General features: G+C 65.4%; 16 protein-coding genes. 15 read left to right on the top strand and 1 reads right to left on the bottom strand.

Annotated elements, in window-relative coordinates; all coding sequences use genetic code 11:
- Positions 1 to 3: 3 nt before the first annotated feature.
- The 6 genes from QW887_RS01315 (at position 4) to QW887_RS01345 (ending at position 7,274) form a co-directional block, all read left to right on the top strand.
- Positions 4 to 1,035 carry a PdxA family protein gene (locus QW887_RS01315; protein ID WP_316194078.1) on the top strand — a complete coding sequence of 344 codons (1,032 nt, stop codon included), beginning with the start codon at positions 4 to 6 and terminating at the stop codon, positions 1,033 to 1,035.
- Complete coding sequence (locus tag QW887_RS01320; protein WP_316194079.1) at positions 1,025 to 2,482, top strand: MmgE/PrpD family protein; 1,458 nt, start codon at positions 1,025 to 1,027, stop codon at positions 2,480 to 2,482. The genes QW887_RS01315 and QW887_RS01320 overlap by 11 nt, the downstream gene beginning before the upstream one ends.
- Positions 2,483 to 2,499: 17 nt before the next feature.
- Positions 2,500 to 3,936, top strand: a complete 1,437-nt coding sequence (locus tag QW887_RS01325; protein WP_315718519.1) for an MmgE/PrpD family protein — start codon at positions 2,500 to 2,502, stop codon at positions 3,934 to 3,936.
- 277 nt (positions 3,937 to 4,213) lie between these two features.
- Positions 4,214 to 5,083 carry a transporter substrate-binding domain-containing protein gene (locus tag QW887_RS01335; RefSeq protein WP_315718518.1) on the top strand — a complete coding sequence of 290 codons (870 nt, stop codon included), beginning with the start codon at positions 4,214 to 4,216 and terminating at the stop codon, positions 5,081 to 5,083.
- A gap of 265 nt (positions 5,084 to 5,348) precedes the next feature.
- Positions 5,349 to 6,647 (top strand): MFS transporter, encoded by a 1,299-nt coding sequence (locus QW887_RS01340; RefSeq protein ID WP_316194080.1) that lies wholly within the window; start codon positions 5,349 to 5,351, stop codon positions 6,645 to 6,647.
- A gap of 93 nt (positions 6,648 to 6,740) precedes the next feature.
- Positions 6,741 to 7,274 (top strand): GlcG/HbpS family heme-binding protein, encoded by a 534-nt coding sequence (locus tag QW887_RS01345; RefSeq protein ID WP_315718516.1) that lies wholly within the window; start codon positions 6,741 to 6,743, stop codon positions 7,272 to 7,274.
- A gap of 66 nt (positions 7,275 to 7,340) precedes the next feature.
- On the opposite strand, the gene QW887_RS01350 is transcribed toward QW887_RS01345, so the two are convergent.
- Entirely contained in the window at positions 7,341 to 8,312 is a 972-nt protein-coding gene (locus QW887_RS01350; protein WP_315718515.1) for a LysR substrate-binding domain-containing protein, read from the bottom strand.
- 156 nt (positions 8,313 to 8,468) lie between these two features.
- Between QW887_RS01350 and QW887_RS01355 the strand changes: the two genes are divergently transcribed.
- The 9 genes from QW887_RS01355 (at position 8,469) to QW887_RS01395 (ending at position 20,417) form a co-directional block, all read left to right on the top strand.
- Positions 8,469 to 9,923, top strand: a complete 1,455-nt coding sequence (locus QW887_RS01355; protein ID WP_315827427.1) for an aldehyde dehydrogenase family protein — start codon at positions 8,469 to 8,471, stop codon at positions 9,921 to 9,923.
- A 30-nt stretch (positions 9,924 to 9,953) separates the two neighbouring features.
- A complete protein-coding gene (locus QW887_RS01360) occupies positions 9,954 to 11,744 on the top strand; it encodes a thiamine pyrophosphate-binding protein (protein ID WP_316194081.1) in 1,791 nt (596 codons plus the stop codon).
- Positions 11,745 to 11,786: 42 nt separating this feature from the next.
- Complete coding sequence (locus QW887_RS01365; protein WP_315827428.1) at positions 11,787 to 13,025, top strand: ABC transporter substrate-binding protein; 1,239 nt, start codon at positions 11,787 to 11,789, stop codon at positions 13,023 to 13,025.
- Positions 13,026 to 13,071: 46 nt separating this feature from the next.
- On the top strand, positions 13,072 to 13,941 hold the full coding sequence (locus tag QW887_RS01370) for a branched-chain amino acid ABC transporter permease (protein WP_315739227.1): 870 nt from the start codon (positions 13,072 to 13,074) through the stop codon (positions 13,939 to 13,941).
- Positions 13,938 to 16,517, top strand: coding sequence for a branched-chain amino acid ABC transporter ATP-binding protein/permease (locus QW887_RS01375; protein ID WP_316194082.1), 2,580 nt, complete (start codon positions 13,938 to 13,940; stop codon positions 16,515 to 16,517). The genes QW887_RS01370 and QW887_RS01375 overlap by 4 nt, the downstream gene beginning before the upstream one ends.
- Before the next feature lie 70 nt (positions 16,518 to 16,587).
- Complete coding sequence (locus QW887_RS01380; protein ID WP_316194083.1) at positions 16,588 to 17,010, top strand: cupin domain-containing protein; 423 nt, start codon at positions 16,588 to 16,590, stop codon at positions 17,008 to 17,010.
- A 10-nt stretch (positions 17,011 to 17,020) separates the two neighbouring features.
- On the top strand, positions 17,021 to 18,010 hold the full coding sequence (locus QW887_RS01385; protein ID WP_316184781.1) for an NAD(P)-dependent oxidoreductase: 990 nt from the start codon (positions 17,021 to 17,023) through the stop codon (positions 18,008 to 18,010).
- Entirely contained in the window at positions 18,007 to 18,717 is a 711-nt protein-coding gene (locus tag QW887_RS01390; RefSeq protein ID WP_316194084.1) for an SDR family oxidoreductase, read from the top strand. Before QW887_RS01385 ends, QW887_RS01390 begins: the two co-directional genes overlap by 4 nt.
- A gap of 2 nt (positions 18,718 to 18,719) precedes the next feature.
- Positions 18,720 to 20,417: an FAD-dependent oxidoreductase gene (locus tag QW887_RS01395; protein WP_316194226.1), complete on the top strand. Its 1,698-nt coding sequence runs from the start codon at positions 18,720 to 18,722 to the stop codon at positions 20,415 to 20,417.
- The last annotated feature ends 366 nt before the right edge of the window (positions 20,418 to 20,783 follow it).

Raw genomic sequence — 20,783 nt, forward strand, 5'->3', positions numbered from 1 at the left:
TCCATGGTTCTCAGTGAAGACTTGCCGATCGTGGCGCTGGTTCCCGGTGATTGCACCGGTATCGGTCCTGAGCAGACGGCGCGAATCCTCTCCGATCACCGGCTGGCCGATGCGGCGCGCCTCGTCGTGGTGGGCGATGCCCGCGTGCTGGAGATGGGAATGGTGCATGCCGGCGTGAGCCTCGATATCGAGCGGATCGGCTCACCCAGGGAGGCTTCCTGGGTTTCCGGCAAGATCCAGCTGATCGATCTCGGCAACACCGACCCGTCGAGGCACCCGATCGGAAAGGCCAGCGCCGAGTCCGGGCGGCTCACCGGAGAGACGCTGTCGCGGGCGATCGATCTTGCCAAGGACGGCGCGATCGATGCCATCACCTTCGCGCCCTTGAACAAGCGGGCGATGTTCGACGGCGGCTGGAGGTACCCGGACGAGCACAAGATGTTCGCGGACCTGCTCGGGCACCGTACGTATTTTTCTGAAATGAACGTGTTGGATGGACAATGGATGTCGCGCGTCACCGGGCACCAGTCCCTGCGCGAGGCGCTGAACGACATCAGCCCGCCGCGGATCACCGATGCGGTGGTCCTCGTCGACAGGATGATGCGGAGATCCGGAGTCGCCGCGCCGCGGATCGCCGTGGCCGCACTGAATCCGCATGCCGGCGAGGGCGGCTTGTTCGGTCGCGACGAGATCGAGATGATCAAGCCGACGGTCGAGGCGATTGCGAAACAGGGCATTGTCTGCAGCGGTCCGTATCCGGCGGATACGGTTTACATTCGCGCGTTTGCCGGCGAGTTCGACAGCGTCGTCGCGATGTATCATGACCAGGGGCAGATCGCGACGAAGCTGCGCGGCTTCAATCGCGGAGTGACCGTCACGGCCGGCCTCGAGACCGTCTTCACCACGCCCTCGCACGGCACGGCGTTCGACATCGTCGGCAAGGGCGTCGCAGACACCGGCGCGCTCGAAAGCGCGGTCCGGCTCGCCGCGCAATTGGCCTCGTTCAAAGCCCGGGAGATGTCACATGCACACTGATCGCAGGACCCTGCTTCAGGCCGCCGCCGCTCTTCCCTTGTCCGCGGTCGGCGCGAATGCGGCATTTGCACAGGCTCAGGCACCGGCGGCGCCCGCCGCGGCGCCGCCCAAGGAGGTCACGCGTACGCTTGCGCGGTACATCGTCTCGGCGGGATATGATGATCTGCCGGTCAAGGTCCGCAAGGAAGGCGTGAGGACGCTGCTGAACTGGGTCGGCGTCGCGATCGGCGGGTCGCGACACGAAACGGTCGACATCGCGGTCGCGGCGTTGGCGCCGTTCTCCGGCCCGCAGCAGGCGTCGCTGTTCGGCCGGCGCGAGCGGTTCGACATCATGAACGCCGCCTTCATCAACGGCGTGTCCAGCCACATCTTCGATTTCGACGACACCCATCTGAAGACGATCATCCATCCGGCCGGCCCGGTGGTTTCGGCGATCATTGCGCTCTCGGAAATGCAGCCGGTCTCCGGAAAGGAGTTCTTGAATGCGCTCGTCCTCGGTGTCGAGACCGAGTGCAGGATCGGCAACGCCGTCTATCCGAACCACTACGATGTCGGCTGGCACATCACCGGGACTGCCGGGGTGTTCGGTGCGGCTGCGGCTGCCGGCAAGCTGTTGAAGCTCAACGAGCAGCAGATGACCTGGGCGCTGGGCCTCGCCGCGTCGCAGCCGGTCGGCCTGCGCGAATCGTTCGGGTCCATGAACAAGAGCTTCAACCCCGGCCGTGCGGCGTCAAACGGCATATTTGCCGCCCTTCTGGCGTCGAAGAATTTCACGTCGTCGGACGGGATGATCGAGGCGAAGCGCGGCTGGGCCAACACGATCAGCACGAAGCAGGACTATGGCGAGATCGTCGGCGATCTCGGCAAGCGTTACGAAGCCGCCCTCAACACCTACAAGCCGTTCGCCTGCGGCATCGTTCTGCATCCGGCGATCGACGCTGCGATTCAGCTGCGCAACGAGAACAGGCTGACGGCCGACCAGATCGACCATGTCGATCTCAAGGTCAACCCGCTCGTGCTCGAGCTGACCGGCAAAAAGACGCCGCAGCAGGGGCTCGAGGGCAAGTTCAGCATCTATCACGCGGTGGCCGTGGCGATCGTGGAAGGCGCGGGCGGAGAGAAGCAGTTCAGCGATCGCGCGGTAACCGATCCGACGGTGCTGTCGCTGCGTAGCAAGGTCATTCCGGTCATCACGCCCGAGATCAAGCCGGAGCAGGTCGAGATGATGATCGTGCTGAAGGATGGGCGGAAGCTCAGCCGCCGCATCGAGCACGCCGTCGGCAGCGTTGAAGTGCCGATGACCGACCAGCAGCTCGAGGCGAAGTTTTCCGATCTTGCCGACGGCATCGTTCCTGCGGCGTCGATCCGGCGGATCATGGACGCCTGCTGGAATGTCGAGGGTCTGTCGAATGCTGCCGATATCGCGAAGATGTCGGCGTCGGCGTGACCATGGCGAGGAGGTCCATGCCGTCGCGCCGCCGTCTCCTGCAATCGGCGGGCGGGTTCGCTGCCGTCGCGGCCATGCCCATCCATCAGGCCTGGGCCGCAAGCCCGGGCGTGACCGAGCGCCTGGCGCGCTACATGGTCGCGGCGCGTGACCAGGAACTGCCGGAGCAGGTAATGCTCGCATGCAAGCACCGCCTTCTCGACACGCTCGGCGCCATGGTGTCCGGCGCGCGCATGCATCCGGGCGAGATGGCGCTGAAATACGTGCGCAGCCTCGGCGGTGAGTTGCAGGCGTCCGTCGTCGGCTCCGACGTCCGGACGACGGCCGTCAATGTGGCGATGGCAAACGCCATGTGCGCTCACGCCGACGAGACCGACGATTTCGAACCGGTCACTAAGGCGCATCCGGGGTGCGCGGTCATCCCCGCCGCGCTCGCTATGGCTGAACGGGAGCATCGCAATGGGCGCGACGTGATCCGCGCCGTTGTGCTCGGCTATGACCTGACCTGCCGCCTTCTGATGGCGCTCGGACCGGAACTGGTGCGTGGCTCGCATCGCAGTGCCGAGGGCACGTCGTCGACATTCGGTGCGCTCGGCGCGGCGGCCTCGCTGGCGCGACTGGACGAGCGTGGCATGCGTCACGCCATCTCCTACTCGGCACAGCAGGTCTCGGGGCTGTGGAGTTGGGTGAAGGACAAGGACCATATCGAGAAGGCGTTCGATTTCGCCGGCATGGGCGCGCGCAACGGCGTGATGGCCGTCGACATGGTGATGGCCGGGCTCACCGGCGTCGATGACGTGCTCGATGGGACCCACAATTTGTTCATCGCGCTGTCGAGCGATCCGAAGCCGGAGGAGATGGTCAGGGATCTCGGCAGCCGCTTCTACGTCACGGAGACGGCCATCAAGACCTTTTCGGTCGGCTATCCGATCCAGTCGCCGCTGGATGCGCTACTTACGCTGCGCCGACAGCACGGGCTCACTCCGGACAACGTCCGCAGCATCCTCGTCAAGCTTCCGACCGACGCGATGGGAATCGTCGGCGACAGCGCCATGCCCGACGTGAACTGTCAGCATCTCGTCGCGCTTGCGTTGGTCAAGGGGGCGGTCTCGTTCGGAGACAGTCATGATGTCGCGCTGATGCGCGACCCGACGATCCTGGAGCAACGGGCGAAGGTGACGCTCGCAGGCGACAAGGGCTTGATGGATCCGGCTGCGCCACGCGGTGCGATCGTCGAGGTGACTCTGGTCGATGGCCGCAAGGTCGATCATTTCACCAGACACCCGCTGGGCACCAAGGAGAATCCGCTGGGCACGGAGGCCGTCAACGCCAAAGCCACGGATCTCATGGCGCCCGTGCTGGGGAGTGAAAAGACGGAGAGGCTGATCGACATGGTCGGGCGGCTCGAAGAAATCGACGACATCGGCCAGTTGCGCGCACTATTCGCGGCGTGATCGGCTGTCATGGCGATGAGAGGCGAGGGAACGTCATCGTCTGATCCGTTCCCTTGGCGGCGAGGCGAGCAGCGCGCCGGCTCGGTCCTCTCCGGTGCATTCTGCGGATGACGAAAAAAGAAGACGAAGCGGGAGGGACGAGACATGAAGCAGAGGCGGATGCAGCGGCGGAGAAGGCGACCGTGATCGGATTCGACTTCGCGTTCCCGTCGGTCGGACACGTCGAGAAAGACGGCGCCGGCTATCGGCTGATCCCATCATCGTGGAATCCGACGCTATGAAAGACCGGCATTTTATCAGCACGGCGGTACCGATGTCGGATCGCGCCAGACCACGCATGAAATCGACCGGTCTGCTCGCATCGCTTTGCTTTGCCATCGCAAGTGTTTGCTTGGGCCTCTCGGCCATGATGGCGGGAGCAGCTGCGCAGGATGCGCGCGAGATCGCTCCGACCGGCGTGCTGCGCGTCGCTGTTGCGGTCGGGCCGGCCGCCTCCGCGTTCTGGACGACGCGCGATCCGGCGACAGGCAAGCCTGTCGGCGTGACAGTCGAACTGGCCAAGGCGGCCGCGGGCAAGCTCAATGTGCCGCTTGAGCTCGTCGAATATCAGAGCTCGGACGAAATCGCGGCCGCCGGCAGCAAAGGGGCGTGGGATCTGTCCTTCATGCCGGCGGATCGCAAGCGGGAGCAGTTCGTCGATCAAGGACCTGCCTATGTCGCCTACATGAGCGGGTATCTCATTCGCGCGAACTCGGACATCACGGCCGTCGCCGATATCGACCGTCCGGGAATCCGGGTCGGCTGCATCGAAGGCACCTCGACGTCCAGAACGGTCGAGGCGAGCATGAAAAGTGCCAGCGTGACGAAATTCGTCAAACCCGAATCGGCCGCTGATTTGATCGGTCAGAGTCGGCTCGACGCCCTCGCCATGGGCATGGAAGCACTGGAGGAGCTGTCGCGGCGACTGCCGGGCAGCCGGGTCTTGAACGAGGTCATCCAATCAACGGGCGTCGTCGTGGTCGTCCCGAAGGGCAAAGTGACGGCGCGGGAGTGGGCGGCCGGATTTCTTGCAGATGCCAAGGCGAATGGCACAGTACGCCGAGCGCTCGATCAAAGTGGATTTGTCACCGCCAAGGTCGCCCCGTGATGCCGTGGTGAACTCCGGCCAAGCCATATCTTTGGCTTATGAGCGCCAACGCCAAATCGTATTTTGGCTGTGCTGGAATTCCGTCTATCTCCAATCGGCGGGCGATGAAGCTGTCGGCAATCATGATGGACACGACCGGCAGGCACGCTCGGAAAGTGCGCCTGCATGGTCCATGCGGCCACCCGATTGTACTGCACTCGCGGTTGTTCTCCCGGCCAACGAAGAAGCGCATCTGGTTCGAGTCCTGGCCTGAAAGTGAACGATCATGAAACTGGGCTGGTATTCCGAACTCGACGAGGTCGAACGCCGGACGTATTGGGCTTGCTTCGCGGGCTTTGGTCTCGACTCGCTGGATTCGACGATCTACGCGCTGGTCATCCCGGCGCTGATTGCAACAATCGGACTGACGCGCCCTGAAGCCGGCTATCTCGCGACCGCAGCCCTCGTCGGTGCAGCCATCGGTGGCTGGGGCGGGGGGATCCTTGCCGATCGCATCGGCCGCATCAAGGTCCTGCAACTGACGATCCTCTGGGTTGCCCTGTTCACGCTCGCATCGGCTTTCGCGACCGGCTTCAACTACTTGCTGATCGTGCGTTTTCTCCAGGGCCTCGGCTACGGCGGTGAGGCGGCCGTGGGTGGCGTCCTGATCAGCGAGGTCGTCAGGCCCGCGCTGCGCGGCCGGGTGGCCGCGTCGGTGCAGAGCAGCTACGCGGTGGGTTATGCGGCTTCCGTCGCGCTGCTCCCCGTCATTTCATCGCTGTTTCCTGAAGAGCTCGGCTGGCGCGTGTTCTTTGCGGTCGGCATCGCGCCGGCCTTTCTCGTGTTCTTCATCCGCCGCCTTGTGCCGGAGTCCGGGCTTTATCGTCAAGGCCGCGCGGACAAGACAGCCGGACGGCCCGCCTGGACGATCTTCACCAGGGCCCATGTGCGGCGTACCGTGGCGGCGGTCACGATGGCCACCGGCATTTTCGGCGGTGCCTATGTGATGATCACGTGGCTGCCGACCTATCTGCGCACCGTCCTCAACCTGACCGTGGGGAGCAGTGCAGGCTATCTTGCCATGAACATCCTGGGTTCGTTGGTCGGACCGTTGCTCTATGGCTGGCTTTCGGATCGCACGGGCCGGCGTCCCGCATTCATGATCTTCCTGCTATGCCAGGCCGTGAACGCGAGCATCTATCTACTAGCTCCGATCGGCGCCAACACGACGATCCTGCTCAGCTTCTTTCTGGGCGCGTTCCAGGGTGGGTTGGCATCAGGAATGTTGCCGACCTTTGCCGATTTGTTTCCGACCGAGATTCGTGCGAGCGGGCAGGGTTTCTGCCTCGGTGGCGGGCGTGGGTTCGGCTCGGTCGTGCCTGCGACCGTGGGCCTGCTTGCTGCGTCGCATCCTCTTGGCTTGTCGATGGGCCTTTGCGCGCTCGCCGCCTATGGACTTGCTTTCATCGCCGCGATGGCTTTGCCCGAGACCAGCGGCGCTGACCTGCAGCGTATGACTCCGTTGGAGATGCAAGCAGGGCAGCCGGGAGATCTCGGCAACCTCCAAGCACGGCCGTCGGAATGAGGAGGCTGAGAACGACACGCCTCGTCGAGCGAAACAAGGCGCCCAGGCTGGCCGACGAGAGCACGGAGAAGGCAACAGGGTCGGGAGGAAGACATGCACTATCGGACCATTTTGAGCGTCATCGCATGCGTCGCAGCTCTGCACTTATCGAACAGCCTCGCCCAGACATCGAACACCGACAATCCCAACGACGCGGTCGCGGATGCACTGACTCCGCCTCCTTATGGCGAGCCGATCAGCCTGGAGATGGCCAAGAAGGTGGCTGCTGCGGCCGTTGCCGAGACGACGAAACGCAATTGGAACGCATTCTGCATCTCCGTGGTCAATCCGAGCGGCGATCTGGTCTATTTCGAAAAGCAGGACAATTGCCAATATGCGTCGATCGGCCTGTCTCAGCACAAGGCGCGCACGTCGGCACGTTATCGACGCCCCACGCTGGTGTTCGAGACGTTGCTGGGCAAAGGTGCGTATTTCGCCTATCTCGCCACGCTCGATGACATGATCGCATCGCGAGGCGGCAATCTGCTGGTCGTGGATGGCAAGATCATCGGTGCCGTCGGTGTGAGTGGTGGGTCGGGCGCCCAGGACAACGTCGTATCCCTGGCCGGGCAAGCGGCGCTGAAGTAGACGAGACCGGGCCGGAGGCGGGGCGTGATGCAGTCGCGACCGCCGGTCAGACGGTCGGCGCGTGCGCTAGGCCGCCGGCGGGATGGCGGAAGACATGGAGTCGTCGACCAAGCTGACGCCGCGCCATTGTCCGGATGTGACGAGCGTTCGCGCAGTATCCTGGAGTTCCTTGGCGACGGCGAGGGCTGCAGGCGCCAGCAGGTCCGGCTTGATCGAATAGACATAGTTGCGTCGCGTGATCCGGGCGTCCGAGATCGGCAGGGCGCGCCAGTCCTCGCTGCTTCGTCCTCCTGCCTGCAGCGCCGACATCGGCTTGATGGTGACCCCGATGCCCTCACCGACGCAGCTCATCACCAGCGAGAGCGAGTCGATCTCGGCGACCACATTCGGCGTGATGTTGCGCCGCTCGAACTCCGCAGCTACACGCCGGCGCAGGCCATGAGTTCCCGTCGGCAGGATCAGGGGCAGCTCTGCAACTTCTGCAACTGTGATGCTGCAACGGTGGCGCGGCACCAGCGGGCTGTCGGCAGGGAGAAGCACGAACAATTCCTCGTCGAGCAGCGGAATCGCGTCGAGCTTGGATGACACGTCGTTGTTGAACAGGATGGCCAGGTCGAGCTGGCCAAGCCGCATCATGTGGGCGATGTGGCCGCTCATTCCCTCGACGACGTTGAGCAGGATGCCGGGATATTTGGCGCGGATGCACTTGGTGAGCGGCAGCCCGATCGCGAGCACGGTCGTCGCGGGCAAGCCGACCGATACCATGCCGCTGACCTCTGCCGAATCCTGGCGGGCAATCGACAGCGCATGGTCGAGCTGCCGCAGCATGAACCGGGCGTGATGGTAGAGCGCAAGGCCGTTCTCGGTCGGGATCACGCCGCGCGAGGAGCGCTGCAGCAAGGGCCTGCCCACTTCCTCCTCGAGCTTTGCGATCTGCTGGCTCAGTGCGGGCTGCGCAACGAACAGGCAGCGCGACGCCTTCGACAGGCTGCCGCTCTCGACGATCTGGGCGAAATAGCGCAACTGACGCAAATCCATGAGCGGGAACCGCACTGCTTGGGAAGAACGAGACCTTGCCGCCGGGCTATATGCTCAGCTTATGGCAACTAATCCAAAACAGTATTTTTGCTAATGTCAATTTCTCTCTAAGGACGAGGGTAACAGGTGTGAAGACCCTTTGGGAGGAACCAGACGATGGCGGACGCTGCGGTTCAGGGACAGGCGTCGGCCGGTCTGCCATCGTGCCGCCTCTTGATCGCCGGGGAATGGGTGAATGGTCCGCACACCATCGCCGTGCTCGACAAATATCGCCTGCGGCCCGCCATGTCCGCGCATCTGCCGTCGCGCGAGCAGGTCCGCAGCTGCATTGTCGCCGCGGAGCGGGCGTTCGAAGCCAATGTACTGACGCCCTATGATCGCGGCCTCATCCTCGATCGCGCTGCGGTCGAGCTTGAGACGCGTGCGTCGGAGCTGGTGGAGGTGCTGCGCCAGGAGGCGGGCTTTCCACGCCGCGATGCAATGGGCGAAGTCCAGCGTTGTGCGACGACGTTTCGGCTCTCCGCCGAAGAGGCGCGGCGGCTGGCCGGCGAGATGGTGCCGATGGAAGGGGCCGCAGGCCAGAAGGGCCGCATCGGCTTCACCATCCGCGTGCCGCTCGGCGTCGTGGCCGCGATTACGCCGTTCAATGCTCCGCTCAATACGGTGGCGCACAAGGTTGCGCCTGCGCTGGCGGCTGGTAACGCCGTGGTGCTGAAACCGTCGCTGCATACGCCGATGACGTCCTGCATCATGGCGGAGTGCCTGATCGCGGCAGGTCTGCCATCGGGCCTGATGTCGGTGCTGCATGGCGATAGCGAGGTTGCCGATTGGCTGATGAGCGAAGCTGCCGTGAAGTTCTTCGCTTTCACCGGCAGCACGGACATCGGCCGCATCATCCAAAGCAAGGCGGGACTGCGCCGCACGCAGATGGAGCTCGGCTCGATCTCGCACTGCGTGATCTGCGAGGACGCCGATCTCGATATTGCGTTGCCGAAGGTCGTCAACGCGGGCTTCCGCAAGGCCGGCCAGGTCTGCACATCGATCCAGGTGCTGCTGGTGCAGCGTTCGCTGATCGGGCAGGTGGAGCAGAGACTTTCAGAGCTCGTTGCCGGGCTGCCCTACGGAGACCCCGGCGAGGACGACACCGTTGTTGGGCCGGTCGTCAGCGAGGCCGCCGCGCAGCGCATCGAGTCCTGGATCGCGCTGGCCGAGCAGAGCGGCGCGCGGCGTCTGGTCGGCGGCGCGCGGGTGGGCGCCGTGGTTCCTCCCACGCTGCTCACGAATGTCGACAAGGCGACCCCGCTCGGCTGCCAGGAAGTGTTCGGGCCTGTGATGTGCGTCGCGCCCTTCGATGTGCTGGACGAGGCGATCGCGCGCGTCAACGACACACCTTATGGACTTGCCACGGGCATCTTCACAAAACGCCTGGACGAGGCTCTGCAGGCCGCGCGGCAATTGCAAGTCGGTGGCGTTCACATCAACGAGACTCCGAGCTCCCGCGTGGACCTTATGCCGTATGGCGGCTCCAAGGATTCCGGGTTCGGCCGCGAAGGGCCGCATTACGCGATCCGCGAAATGAGCGAAGAGCGTATCGTGACGATCCTCGCATGACGCGAACCGTCACCTGACAAGGATCTGACCATGACCAAGATGAAGGGCGGCGAAGTCATCGCCGAATATCTCGTCAAGCAGAAGGTGCCCTTCGTAATCGGCATCTGCGGACACGGCAATGTCGGCATTCTTGATGCGCTCTACCAGGTGCGTGACCGCGTCAAGCTGGTCTCGCCCCGCCACGAGCAATGCGCCGGCCACATGGCCGACGCCTATTTCCGCGTCAAACACAGTCCGGTCGCGACCCTGACCTCGACCGGGCCGGGCTCGGCCAACATGGTGATGTCGCTCGCAACTGCGTTGTCGGACTCCTCGAGCTTCCTTGCGATCACCGCCAATGTTCCGACGTCGCAGGCCAATCGCGCGCCGTTCCAGGAATTGTACGCGCACAACCAAGCCGATTTCGCCCAGGTGCTGCGCCCGGTGGTGAAACGCTCGTTCCAGCCGAGCCGCGTCGACATGCTGCCGCTGGCGCTGCGCCAAGCCTTCGACACCATGGTCACGGGACGTCCCGGCCCGGTCAATCTCGATATCCCGTACAATGTTTTCCAGGAGGAGGCCGACGTCGAGCTGCCGGCGCTGTCGCATGTTCACGGCAGTCACCGGCCGAGTGCGAGCGAGGCCGACGTCACCAGGGCGCTCGATCTGATCGAAGCCGCTAAGCGGCCGGTGTTCTTCATCGGGCAGGGCACGACGCTCTCGGAGGCCGGTCCCGAGATCAGCGCGCTGCAGAGCCGCTACGGCATTCCAGTCATCACCTCGCCCAATGGCATGGGCTGCGTGCCGGCGGATGATCCACTGACGCTCGGCTTCATCGGCCGCAACGGCGCTTATCCCGCCAACCAGGCCGGCCGTCATGCCGATCTCGTGCTCTGCATCGGAACGCGTTTCGACGATCGCTCGTCGTCGAGCTGGCACCAGGGCTACTCCTGGAATTTCCCGTCGACCAGGCTGCTTCAGGTCGACATCGATCCGGCGGAGCTCGGCCGCAACTATCCGCCGACGCTCGGCATCATCGCCGACGCCAAGACCTTCGCCGGGCAACTGCTCGCGGCGCTGGAGCGTCGCCCCGCGATCCGTCGCGAAAATTTCGCGGCGTGGCGCGACCAGATCGGGACCTGGAAGGCGGAGTGGGAGGCGTTCGTGCGGCCGCACTTCAGCGCCGACACCACGCCGATCCGGCCGGAATATGTCGTCGGAGCCCTGCAGGACGTGCTGCCGGACGACGTCATCCTGTCGCTCGATTCCGGCGTGCATCACAATTGGTTCATGCAGTTCTGGCAGCCGAAGCGGCCGCAGAGCATGCTGAACAGCTGGGGCTTTTCGTCGATGGGGTTCGGCGTCTGCGGCGTGCTCGGCGCGCAGCTGGCCGCGCCCGACCGTCCCTGCGTCGCCGTCGTCGGCGACGGCGGCTTCATGATGGCGCCCTATGTCGTCGCCACAGCCGTCGAATATGACCTGCCGTGCATCTGGATCGTCTGGAACAACTTCGCCTGGAGCGCGATCCGCGATCTGCAGTATGGCCTGTTCGAGGGCCGCGAGCTCGGCACCGCGTTCTATCGCGGCAATCAGGGGCCCGGCGGAGATCGCTACAACCCCGACTTCGCGGCCTGGGCGCGCGCCTGCGGCGCTGACGGCGTGACGGTGACCCGCAGCGCCGACCTGCGCGGTGCAGTCGAGACCGCGATCAAGAACCGCCGCCCCTGCGTGATCGATCTGCATGTCGACGCCGAGGTGCGCCCGCCATCGACGGGCACCTGGGAGCTGCCGCCGATCCCATTCAAGGAGCCGGTGTTCGGCAAGCCTTACAAACGCGACTGACGATACAAAACAAAGATAACAACATTGAGAGGGAGGAGCACCATGTTGAAGCGTGATCTGAACCGGCGATCCTTCATGCGCGCATCGGCCGGCGTGGCCGCCGCATCCATGCTCGGCGCCGGCGGTCCCGCGAGGGCCCAGTCCGACGGGCCCGTCCGCATCGGCATGATCTATGCCAAGCAGGGGCCGGGCGCCTCGATCGGTGAGTACCTGCAACGCGGCAGCGCGCTTGCGGTCGAGCAGGCCGGCGGCAAGGTGCTGGGCCGCCCGATCGAGCTGGTCTGGCTCGACGAGCCCAATCCCCAGGTGTCGCAGCAGAACATGCAGCGGCTTGTCGACGAGAGCAAGGTGGTCGCCGTGGTCGGCGGCAACTACTCGTCCTCGGCGCTCGCCATGATGAGCGTTGCCAATCGCGAGAAGGTGCCGCTGATCCTGACCGGCGCCGCGGCCAGCGAGATCACCGGCAAGAGCTGCAGCAAGTACACGTTCCGCACCCAGGCGACCGTGCCGGTTCAGATGGCCGGCCTGATGCCCTACGTCTCCAGCATCGGCAAGAAGGTCTATTTCATCACGGCGTCATATGCCTTCGGCCAGGACATCCTGCGCGCCTCGCGCGCGATGCTGAAGCAGGTCGGCGCCACCGAGGTCGGGGTCGACGAGGTGCCGATCAACACCGCGGACTACAGCTCCTACATCCTCAAGATCCGCCAGGCCAAGCCGGACGTGATCGTCGGCGGCCTGGTGGGCGGCGACTTCTCCAACTTCCTGAAGCAGTGGAACGAGATGGGGATGAAGGACAAGATCCCCTATGCGGCGGTCGCCGTCACGGACACCGACTTCTGGGACGTCGGGCCGCAGGCCTCGACCGGCATCTACATCAAGCCGTGGTACTACAACAATCCGAAGAATACCGCCGCCGAGCAGAAGCTGATCGAGGATTTCAAGAAGAAGTACAATCAGCCGCCATCGGACAAGACGTGGTCGGGCTGGATCGGCATGCGGGCGCTGTTGGAATCGATCGAGGCGGCGAAGTCGACCGAGGCCGCTCAGCTCGTGGCGCATCTCGAGCAGTGGAAGAACACCGAAGGCGAGTTTCCGTTCTTCTTCCGCGACTGGGATCACCAGCTGGTGCGCCCGGCCGTCATCGTCCAGATCAAGAAGCAGATCACCGACAAGTTCGACTATTTCGACGTGCTGAAGAACACCTCGGCGACCGCCGAGGAGACGGCGAAGGCGTTCGGTACCAAGGAGGATATCGGCTGCAGCATGCCCTCGCTCTGAGGCGGCGGCGACCCTTGTTCCTGCAGCGTACTGACAGGCTCGAACGATGCTCGACACTCTCGTCTCCCAGGCGGCCAATGGACTCGTGCTCGGCTTCATCTACGTGCTGATCGCCGTAGGTCTGTCGATCACCTTCGGCCTGCTCGGCGTCATCAACTTCGCGCATGGCGCCTTCTTCGCGCTGGGGGCCTACGTGGCCTGGCAGCTGTTCCAGCTGTTCGGATGGAGCGCCGTGATCCTGGCGCCGCCGGTGGTCGGGCTGATCGGCATGGCTGTGGAGGTGACGATCATCCGCCGCCTCTACGGCAAGGAGCCGTTGCTCAGCCTGATCGTGACCTTTGCTCTGGCGCTCCTGATCGAAGCGGTGATCCGCTACGCCTGGGGCGCCGACGGCAAGCCGTTCAATCCGCCGCCGGCCTTTGCAGGGATCGTTGAAGTTGGTCCTCTCCTGATCACCAAATATCGCGTGGCCGTGCTGGGCGCGACCACGGCGACCTTGCTCGGCCTATGGGGCTTCCTGGCGTTCACACCCTATGGCCGGATCCTGCGTGCCGGCAGCCGGGACCCGGAGATGGTGGAATTGCTCGGCATCAATCTGCCGCGGGTGCTCACTGCGGTGTTCGGGCTCGGCTGCATGCTGGCGGCGATCGCCGGCGTGCTGGCCGCGCCGCTGTGGACGGTGTCGCCGTCAATGGCTGCCAATGCGGTGATGCCAGCGTTCGTGATCGTGGCCATCGGCGGCCTCGGCTCCTTTCGGGGCGCAGTGGTCGCCGGACTCGCGGTTGGAATCGTCACCTCGCTGACCATTCAGTTCTGGCCAGAGGCGGCTGCCGCATCGATGTATGCCTTGATGTTCGCGATCATGCTGCTACGGCCGCGCGGGCTATTCGGCGAGCGCTGGGAGCGTTTCGAATGACGACGGCCAAGTCCGTGCTGCAGCGGCTCGCAAGTCACCCGGTGCTGGTGGCGGCCGCGATACTGGCGCTCGCCTCCGGCATCGCGCTCGCTGTGGGCATGCCGATCCATCGCGTGACCCAGATCGCGATCTACACGCTCTACGGCGCGGAGGTGAACTTCCTGATCGGCTATCTCGGCCTGGTGCCGTTCGGCGCGTCCTTCTTCTTCGGCTGCGCGAGCTATGCGCTGGCAATCGGCCTGGGCTTCATGCCGGCCGCCAATGAAATCACCGGTCTGGCGATCGCGGTGGCATTTTCGCTGCTGCTGGCGCTGATCGTCGGCGCCATCATCCTTCGCCGGCGCGGACTCTACTTCTCGCTGCTGACGCTGGCGTGCTCCCAGATCGCGTTCGAGATTGCGTTCAAATGGACCTCGGTGACCGGAGGCGAGAACGGCCTGCAGAACGTCGCGCGTCCGCTGTTTCGCTCCGCGCTTGCCTTCCACGGCTTCACGCTCGTCGTGGTGATCGGATCATTGTGGATGCTGTGGCGGCTGGCGCATGCGCCGTTCGGCCGACTGATGCAGGCGTTGCGCGACAATGAGCAGCGGGTCGCAAGCCTGGGTTTCGACACCTACCGCACCAAGCTGATTGCGCTCGTCATTGCCGGCGGCGGCATCGGCGCCGCGGGCGGATTGATGGCGCTGCTGCTGCAGGGCGTCTACGCCAACAATCTGAACTGGGAGCATGCCGGTGATCCGGTGCTGATGGCGGCGCTGGGCGGCGTGCATCATTTCCTGGGGCCGTTGTGGGGCGCCATCGTCTTCATCGTCTTGGAGGACCGGCTCAGCGCCATCACGGAGAATTGGTGGCTGGTCTTCGCCCCCATCATCATCGCCTTCGCGCTGCTGTCAGATGAGGGCATTCACGGCATCTTCCAGCGTATCGCCGGCCGCAGCCGCTGGACCCTGACGCGCAATGTCATTCCACCGCGGCCGCGCGACATCATTCCCTATGCGCCGGATCGTGCACGTCAGGCTGCGGCGACGGCCTCACAGGTGCCGATTCTCGCAATCCGCAACCTCTCCAAGCATTTCGGCTCGATCGTGACCCAGAACGACGTGTCGTTCGAGATGAGCCGGACCGGACTGCACAGCCTGATCGGTCCCAACGGCGCCGGCAAGACCACGTTGTTCAATCTGCTGACCGGTGTGTTGCGGGCCAACGCCGGCACCATCCTGTTCGAGGGCATGCCGATCGATCAGCTGTCACCGTACAAGCGCGCGCGGCTCGGCATCGCCCGCTCGTTCCAGATCCTGAGCGTGTTTCCCAGCCTCACCGCATTCGAGAACGTGCGTATCGCGGTCCAAGCTGCCAACCGGCAATGGACAGGTCTTTGGCGCGATGCCTATGACGATGCGGCTGCAAACGCGAAGGTGTGGTCGCTGCTCGATGCCGTAGGCCTCGCCGATCGCGCCGCCGAGCTTTGCTCCGCGCTGGCGCATGGTGAGAAGCGGCTGCTCGAGATCGCGGTGTCGCTCGCGATCGATGCCAAGCTCCTGCTGCTCGACGAGCCGCTGGCTGGTCTGGCGGAGTCGGACCGCAAGATCGTAGGCGAGCTGATCATGCGGCTGGCGAAGTCCCACGCCGTGCTGTTGATCGAGCATGACATCGACCGTGTGCTGGCCATGTCCGACCGCATCACGGTGTTGCATCAGGGCCGGCTGATCGCCGACGGCAAGCCGGTGGAAGTGGCTGCCCATCCCGAAGTCGTTACGGCCTATCTCGGCACCGCCCATGGCCAGATCGCGGCGGCTCCGTCGCGGGCGACCAATGTGACGCCGCTTCCCGGCAGCGCCGCCGCCGAGCCGCTGCTCAGGTTGGAAGGCGTGCGCGCCGGCTACGGCGGTGGCACCGTTCTCGACGGGCTCGACCTGGCCGTGCGGCCGGGCGAAGTGGTGGCGCTGCTGGGGCGCAACGGCGTCGGCAAGACCACCGCGCTGCGGGCCATCACCGGCACGGTGCCGGCGAGCGGCGGCCGCATCACGTTCGACGGCAGGGAGCTCAACCGGCTGCGGCCGGACGAGATCAACCGGCTCGGCATCTCGCTGGTGCCGGAAGGACGGCGGCTGTTTCCGAACTTGACCGTGCAGGAGAATCTCAAGCTCGCGACCCGCGCCGGCGGCGCGTCGCTCGACGACGTGTTCGATCTGTTCCCGAAGCTGCGCATCCTGCACAAGGCGCGTGCCGAAAATCTCTCCGGCGGCGAGCGGCAGATGGTGGCGATCGCGCGCGCGTTGATGGTGCCGAGCCGGCTGATTCTGCTCGACGAGCCGTTCGAGGGCCTGGCGCCCGCCGTGGTGCAGGAGGTCCGCGACGCGGTGTCCAAACTGAGGTCGCGCGCGAGCCTCGTCATCGTGGAGCATCATGCCGAGAGCGTGCTGGCGATGGCGGACCGCGCCTATGTGCTGGTGAATGGGCGCGTGGCCCATGTCGGCGATGCTGCCGCGCTCGCGGCCGATCACGAGCTGCAAGGGCGTTTGCTTGGCATCACTCAGACCGCTGAGGCAGTGCCACGCGCGGCCAACGGCTCATGAGTAGCTGCGAGTTCGTGACCATCGGCATCGGCTGGCCGGCCCGATCTGAACCTTCCTGAGGAGATGAGACATGACCATCGTCGTTCCCGGACCGAACGCTTACGCGAATGCGGCGACAGAGAAGAAGGCGGTGACGCGCAATCTCGCCGAGATCTTCTGGACCCAGTATCCGGGCCACTACAATCAGGCGCTGTCCAAGGCGATCGTGACGCCGGACACCACCGGCTGCCGCTTCTTCGACCATCGCATCTCGTCCTACGAGCCCGGTGCGCATGTCGAGAGCCATTCCCACAAGGTGCAGGAGCAGATCTATCACGTGCTGTCGGGCGAGGGCATCCTGATCCTCGATGGCGAGCGCCGGCTGGTCCGTGCCAACGACGTCACCTACATTCCGCCGGGCGTGGTGCACGAATTCCACTGCACCGGCAACGACCCGCTGCTGTTCCTCGTGATCACCAGCCCGCCGACCGACGAGGAGCCGGCGCCGCGGTGAGGGGCCGGGCATGACCACGAGCAAGACCATTCTGGTCACCGGCGCCTGTGGCTGGCTCGGCTCGGCGATCGTGCATGCGCTGCTCGCGCGCGGCGACCGCGTCGTGGCGGTCGACCTGATGGTCTCGCCGGCCATGGCTGCACTCGCCTCGCAACAACAGCTGCTCGTCACCGCGGCGATCGATCTCGGCGAATGGCATGAGGTGTTGCGGGCGTTCCAGACATTTCGTCCCGACGCCGTCATCCACGCCGCCGCGGTGGTCGGCGTGGTTCAGGCCGCGGATATCCCGCTGAAGGCGCTGCGGGTCAATGTCGAGGGCGCGATCAACCTGTTCGAGGCGATGCGGCTCTCCGGCGTCCGGCGCGTCGTGCAGATCTCAACCGAGGAGACCTATGGCGACTTCCAATCCGCCGTGATCGACGAGGATCACCCGCAGAAGCCGGCCAGCGTCTACGGTGTGACCAAGCTCGCAGCCGAGCACTATGGTCGCGTCTATTCGCGCGATCACGGGCTCGAATGCATCAATGTGCGGACCTGCTGGGTGTACGGACCGCATCTGCCGCGCCTGCGCATGCCCCGCACCTTCATCGAGGCCGCGTTGCGCGGCGAGCCATTTCATCAAGAGGACGGCGGCAATCTCGCGGTCGATCAGGTCTATATCGACGATACCGTGGCCGGCGTGCTGCTCGCGCTCGACAAGCCGCATCACAGCTTCGACGCCTACAACGTCGCGACCGGAGTGGCTCCGACGCTGCGCGACACGGCCGACGCCGTCAATCGCGCCATTCCCGGTGCGAGGATCACGGTCGGCGACACCGGTCCCTATCATCATGGCGGCCGCGTGCTGAGCGCCGTCAAGGGCGCGCTCGACATCGGCCGCGCCAAGGCGGAGCTCGGCTACCAGCCGCGCTACGATCTGCAAAAAGGCATCGAGGCGACGATCGAAGCGACGCGGGCCGCGATGGCGAAGACACCATCTGCATCAGGGAATCGAAAATGACCACCTCTTCTCCGATCGTTCTCATCTTCGGCGGCTCCCGCGGCATCGGCGCCGCCTGCGCCCAGGCGTTTGCCGTCGCCGGCTGGCAGGTGGCCTCGACCTACGCCGCCAGCCCGTCGGACGGAGGGCCCGGCCGGCAATACAAGGTCGACATTCGCGATGCCGCGTTGGTCGCGCAGGTCTTCGCGCAAGTGGCCGCCGATTTCGGTGGTGCGCCGCAGGCCGTCATTGCCAACGCCGGCATCAACGTGCCGGCAGGTCCGCTGGCGAGCTTCAAGCCGGAGGACTTCCGGCTGCTGATGGAGGTCAACGTCGTAGGCGCCTTCAACGTGCTGGCGGAGGCAGCGCGGCGCGTGCGCGACGCCGGCGCCATCGTCGCCATCACGACGTCGCTGGTCCGTCACGCGGTGCCGGGCACCGGGCCCTATGCGGCGACCAAGGCAGCGGTCGAAAGCCTGGTGCGGTCGATGGCGAAGGAGCTCTCGGCGCGCGGTGTTCGCGTCAATGCGGTAGCGCCCGGTCCCGTCGACACCGAACTTTTCAATGCCGGCAAGACCGAGGAGGCCAAGCAGCGCATGGCGGCGTTGAGCCCGTTCAATCGCATCGGCAAGCCGGGCGAGATTGCGGAGGTGGTGCGCTTCCTGGCCTCCGGCGAGGCCTCCTGGATCCAGGGACAGATCGTGCAGCCCAATGGCGGCATGGTGTGAGCATGACGGCGGCGGCGCACGCCGGCGAGACGTTCGATGTCGTGGTCGTCGGAGCCGGCGCGGGCGGCATGACGGCGGCGACGATCGCGGCTGCTGACGGCTGCTCGGTGCTGCTGCTGGAGCAGGCCGAATTTATCGGCGGCACCACCGCCATCTCCGGCGGCATGGTCTGGATTCCTGCCAATCACAAGGCGGCCGCGGAGGGGCGGGCGGATACGCTGGAGGCGGCGCGCACGTATTTGGCCCGGACCGTGCCGGGGCAGGACCGCACGCGGCTCGAGACGTTCCTTGCATTCGGCGACGAAGCCTTGCGCGATCTCGAGGCCCGCACTGCGCTGCGGCTGCAGCCGGTGCCGACCTATCCGGATTATTATCCCGACCTGCCCGGTGCCACCGCGGGAGGCAGGGTGCTGGAGCCGCTGCCATTCGATGCGCGCGGCCTCGGCGACGCCTTTGCGCTGCTGCGCGATCCGCTGCCGGAGTTCATGCTGTTCGGCGGCATGATGATCAGCCGCCAGGATATCCCGCATCTGCGCCGTGCCGGCCGATCGTTGCGCTCGGCTCTGCATGCGGCCAGGTTGATCGCGCGCTATGGCCTGCAACGGCTCACGGCGCGGCGCGGCACGACGCTTTATCTCGGCAACGCGCTGGCGGCGCGGCTGCTGCGCTCGGCACTCGATCGTGGCGTCGTGATACGGACCGGCACCTCCGCCCAGCAGCTTGAGGCCGACGCGCAGGGCAGGGTCTCGAGGCTCGAAATTGTCGATCGCTCCGGCCGCTCCTGGATCACCGCAAGGCGCGGCGTGGTGCTCGCGACCGGCGGGCTGTCGCATGATGCCGAGCTGCGCCGCTGCTATGTGCCGCAGGGCGCCGGCCTGCTGTCGGTCACCGTTGACCCCGGCGCTGCACCACGCGGTGCGCGGCTGGCCATGGCCCTGGGCGCGTGCCTGTCGGCACCGACGAAAGCGGGCGCGTTCTGGGTGCCGGCTTCGACCTTCACACGGGCCGACGGCAGAAGCGGCGTCTTCCCGCACACGGTCACCGACCGCGCCAAACCCGGCCTGATCGCGGTCGATGGCACCGGCCGCCGCTTCGTCAACGAGGCGGTGTCCTACCACGAGTTCGTGCGCGCGCAGCTCGATCACGCTGCGGCCATTCCCGCCTGGCTGATCTGCGATCGCCGCTTCCTGTGGAGATACGGCCTCGGCAAGATCAAGCCGTTCACGCGCAGTGTCGCTGACGACGTCGCCGCGGGCTATCTCAAGCGTGCCGACAGCCTGGACGCGCTCGCGGAGACGATCTGCGTCCCCGCGCAGGCGCTGACTGCGACCGTCAACCAGTTCAACGCCGGTGCGGTGCGCGGCGAAGATCCCGCCTTCGGCCGCGGCGGCGACATCTATCAGCGTGCGCTCGGCGACGCCGATCGGCATCCCAATCCCTGCGTCGCGCCGATCCTGGAGCCGCCTTTCCATGCCGTCGCGGTCTATCCGGCCGATCTCGGCATGTCCGCGGGCCTCGTCACCGATGCGCGCGGGCGGGTGTTGCGCGCGGATGGCTCACCCATTCCTGGCCTGTTCGCCTGCGGCAACGACATGGCCTCGATCATGGAAGGGGCCTATCCCGGGCCCGGCATCACGTTGGGTCCGGCGCTGGTCTTCGGCTGGCTCGCGGGCAGGAACGTCGCCGGCGCGAACGTTTGAGGACTCTCATGCTCGTGAGCTCGCAGGCATGGCTCGATGTGACCTCTCGGAGCCTGGAGGCATGAGAACGACTTGGTCACACTTCGCGGCTTGTGAAAGTCGGCCCCAGGTCGTTGCCTGAAGTGGGGACGCGGCAGTGGTTAGGAGAACTGTTGTCGTTGTCCAGGGTGGGGTGGCCTTCCCCACCCGCCGCCCGGCCAACGCACGCAAATGGCTCGCTAGTGGAGTCGCGCCGCTTCGGATCCCCGCCGGCTCGCTACGATATCGCGTGCAACACGGGATCAACTTGGAAAGTTTGCAATTGACGAACGGCTCGGGCCGCCACGAGTAGCGGACGGTGCTCGTGTTTGGGCAACTCGAGATGAT

This window comes from Bradyrhizobium sp. SZCCHNRI3052, from assembly GCF_032484895.1.
In the GTDB taxonomy this organism is placed as follows: Bacteria; Pseudomonadota; Alphaproteobacteria; order Rhizobiales; family Xanthobacteraceae; genus Bradyrhizobium.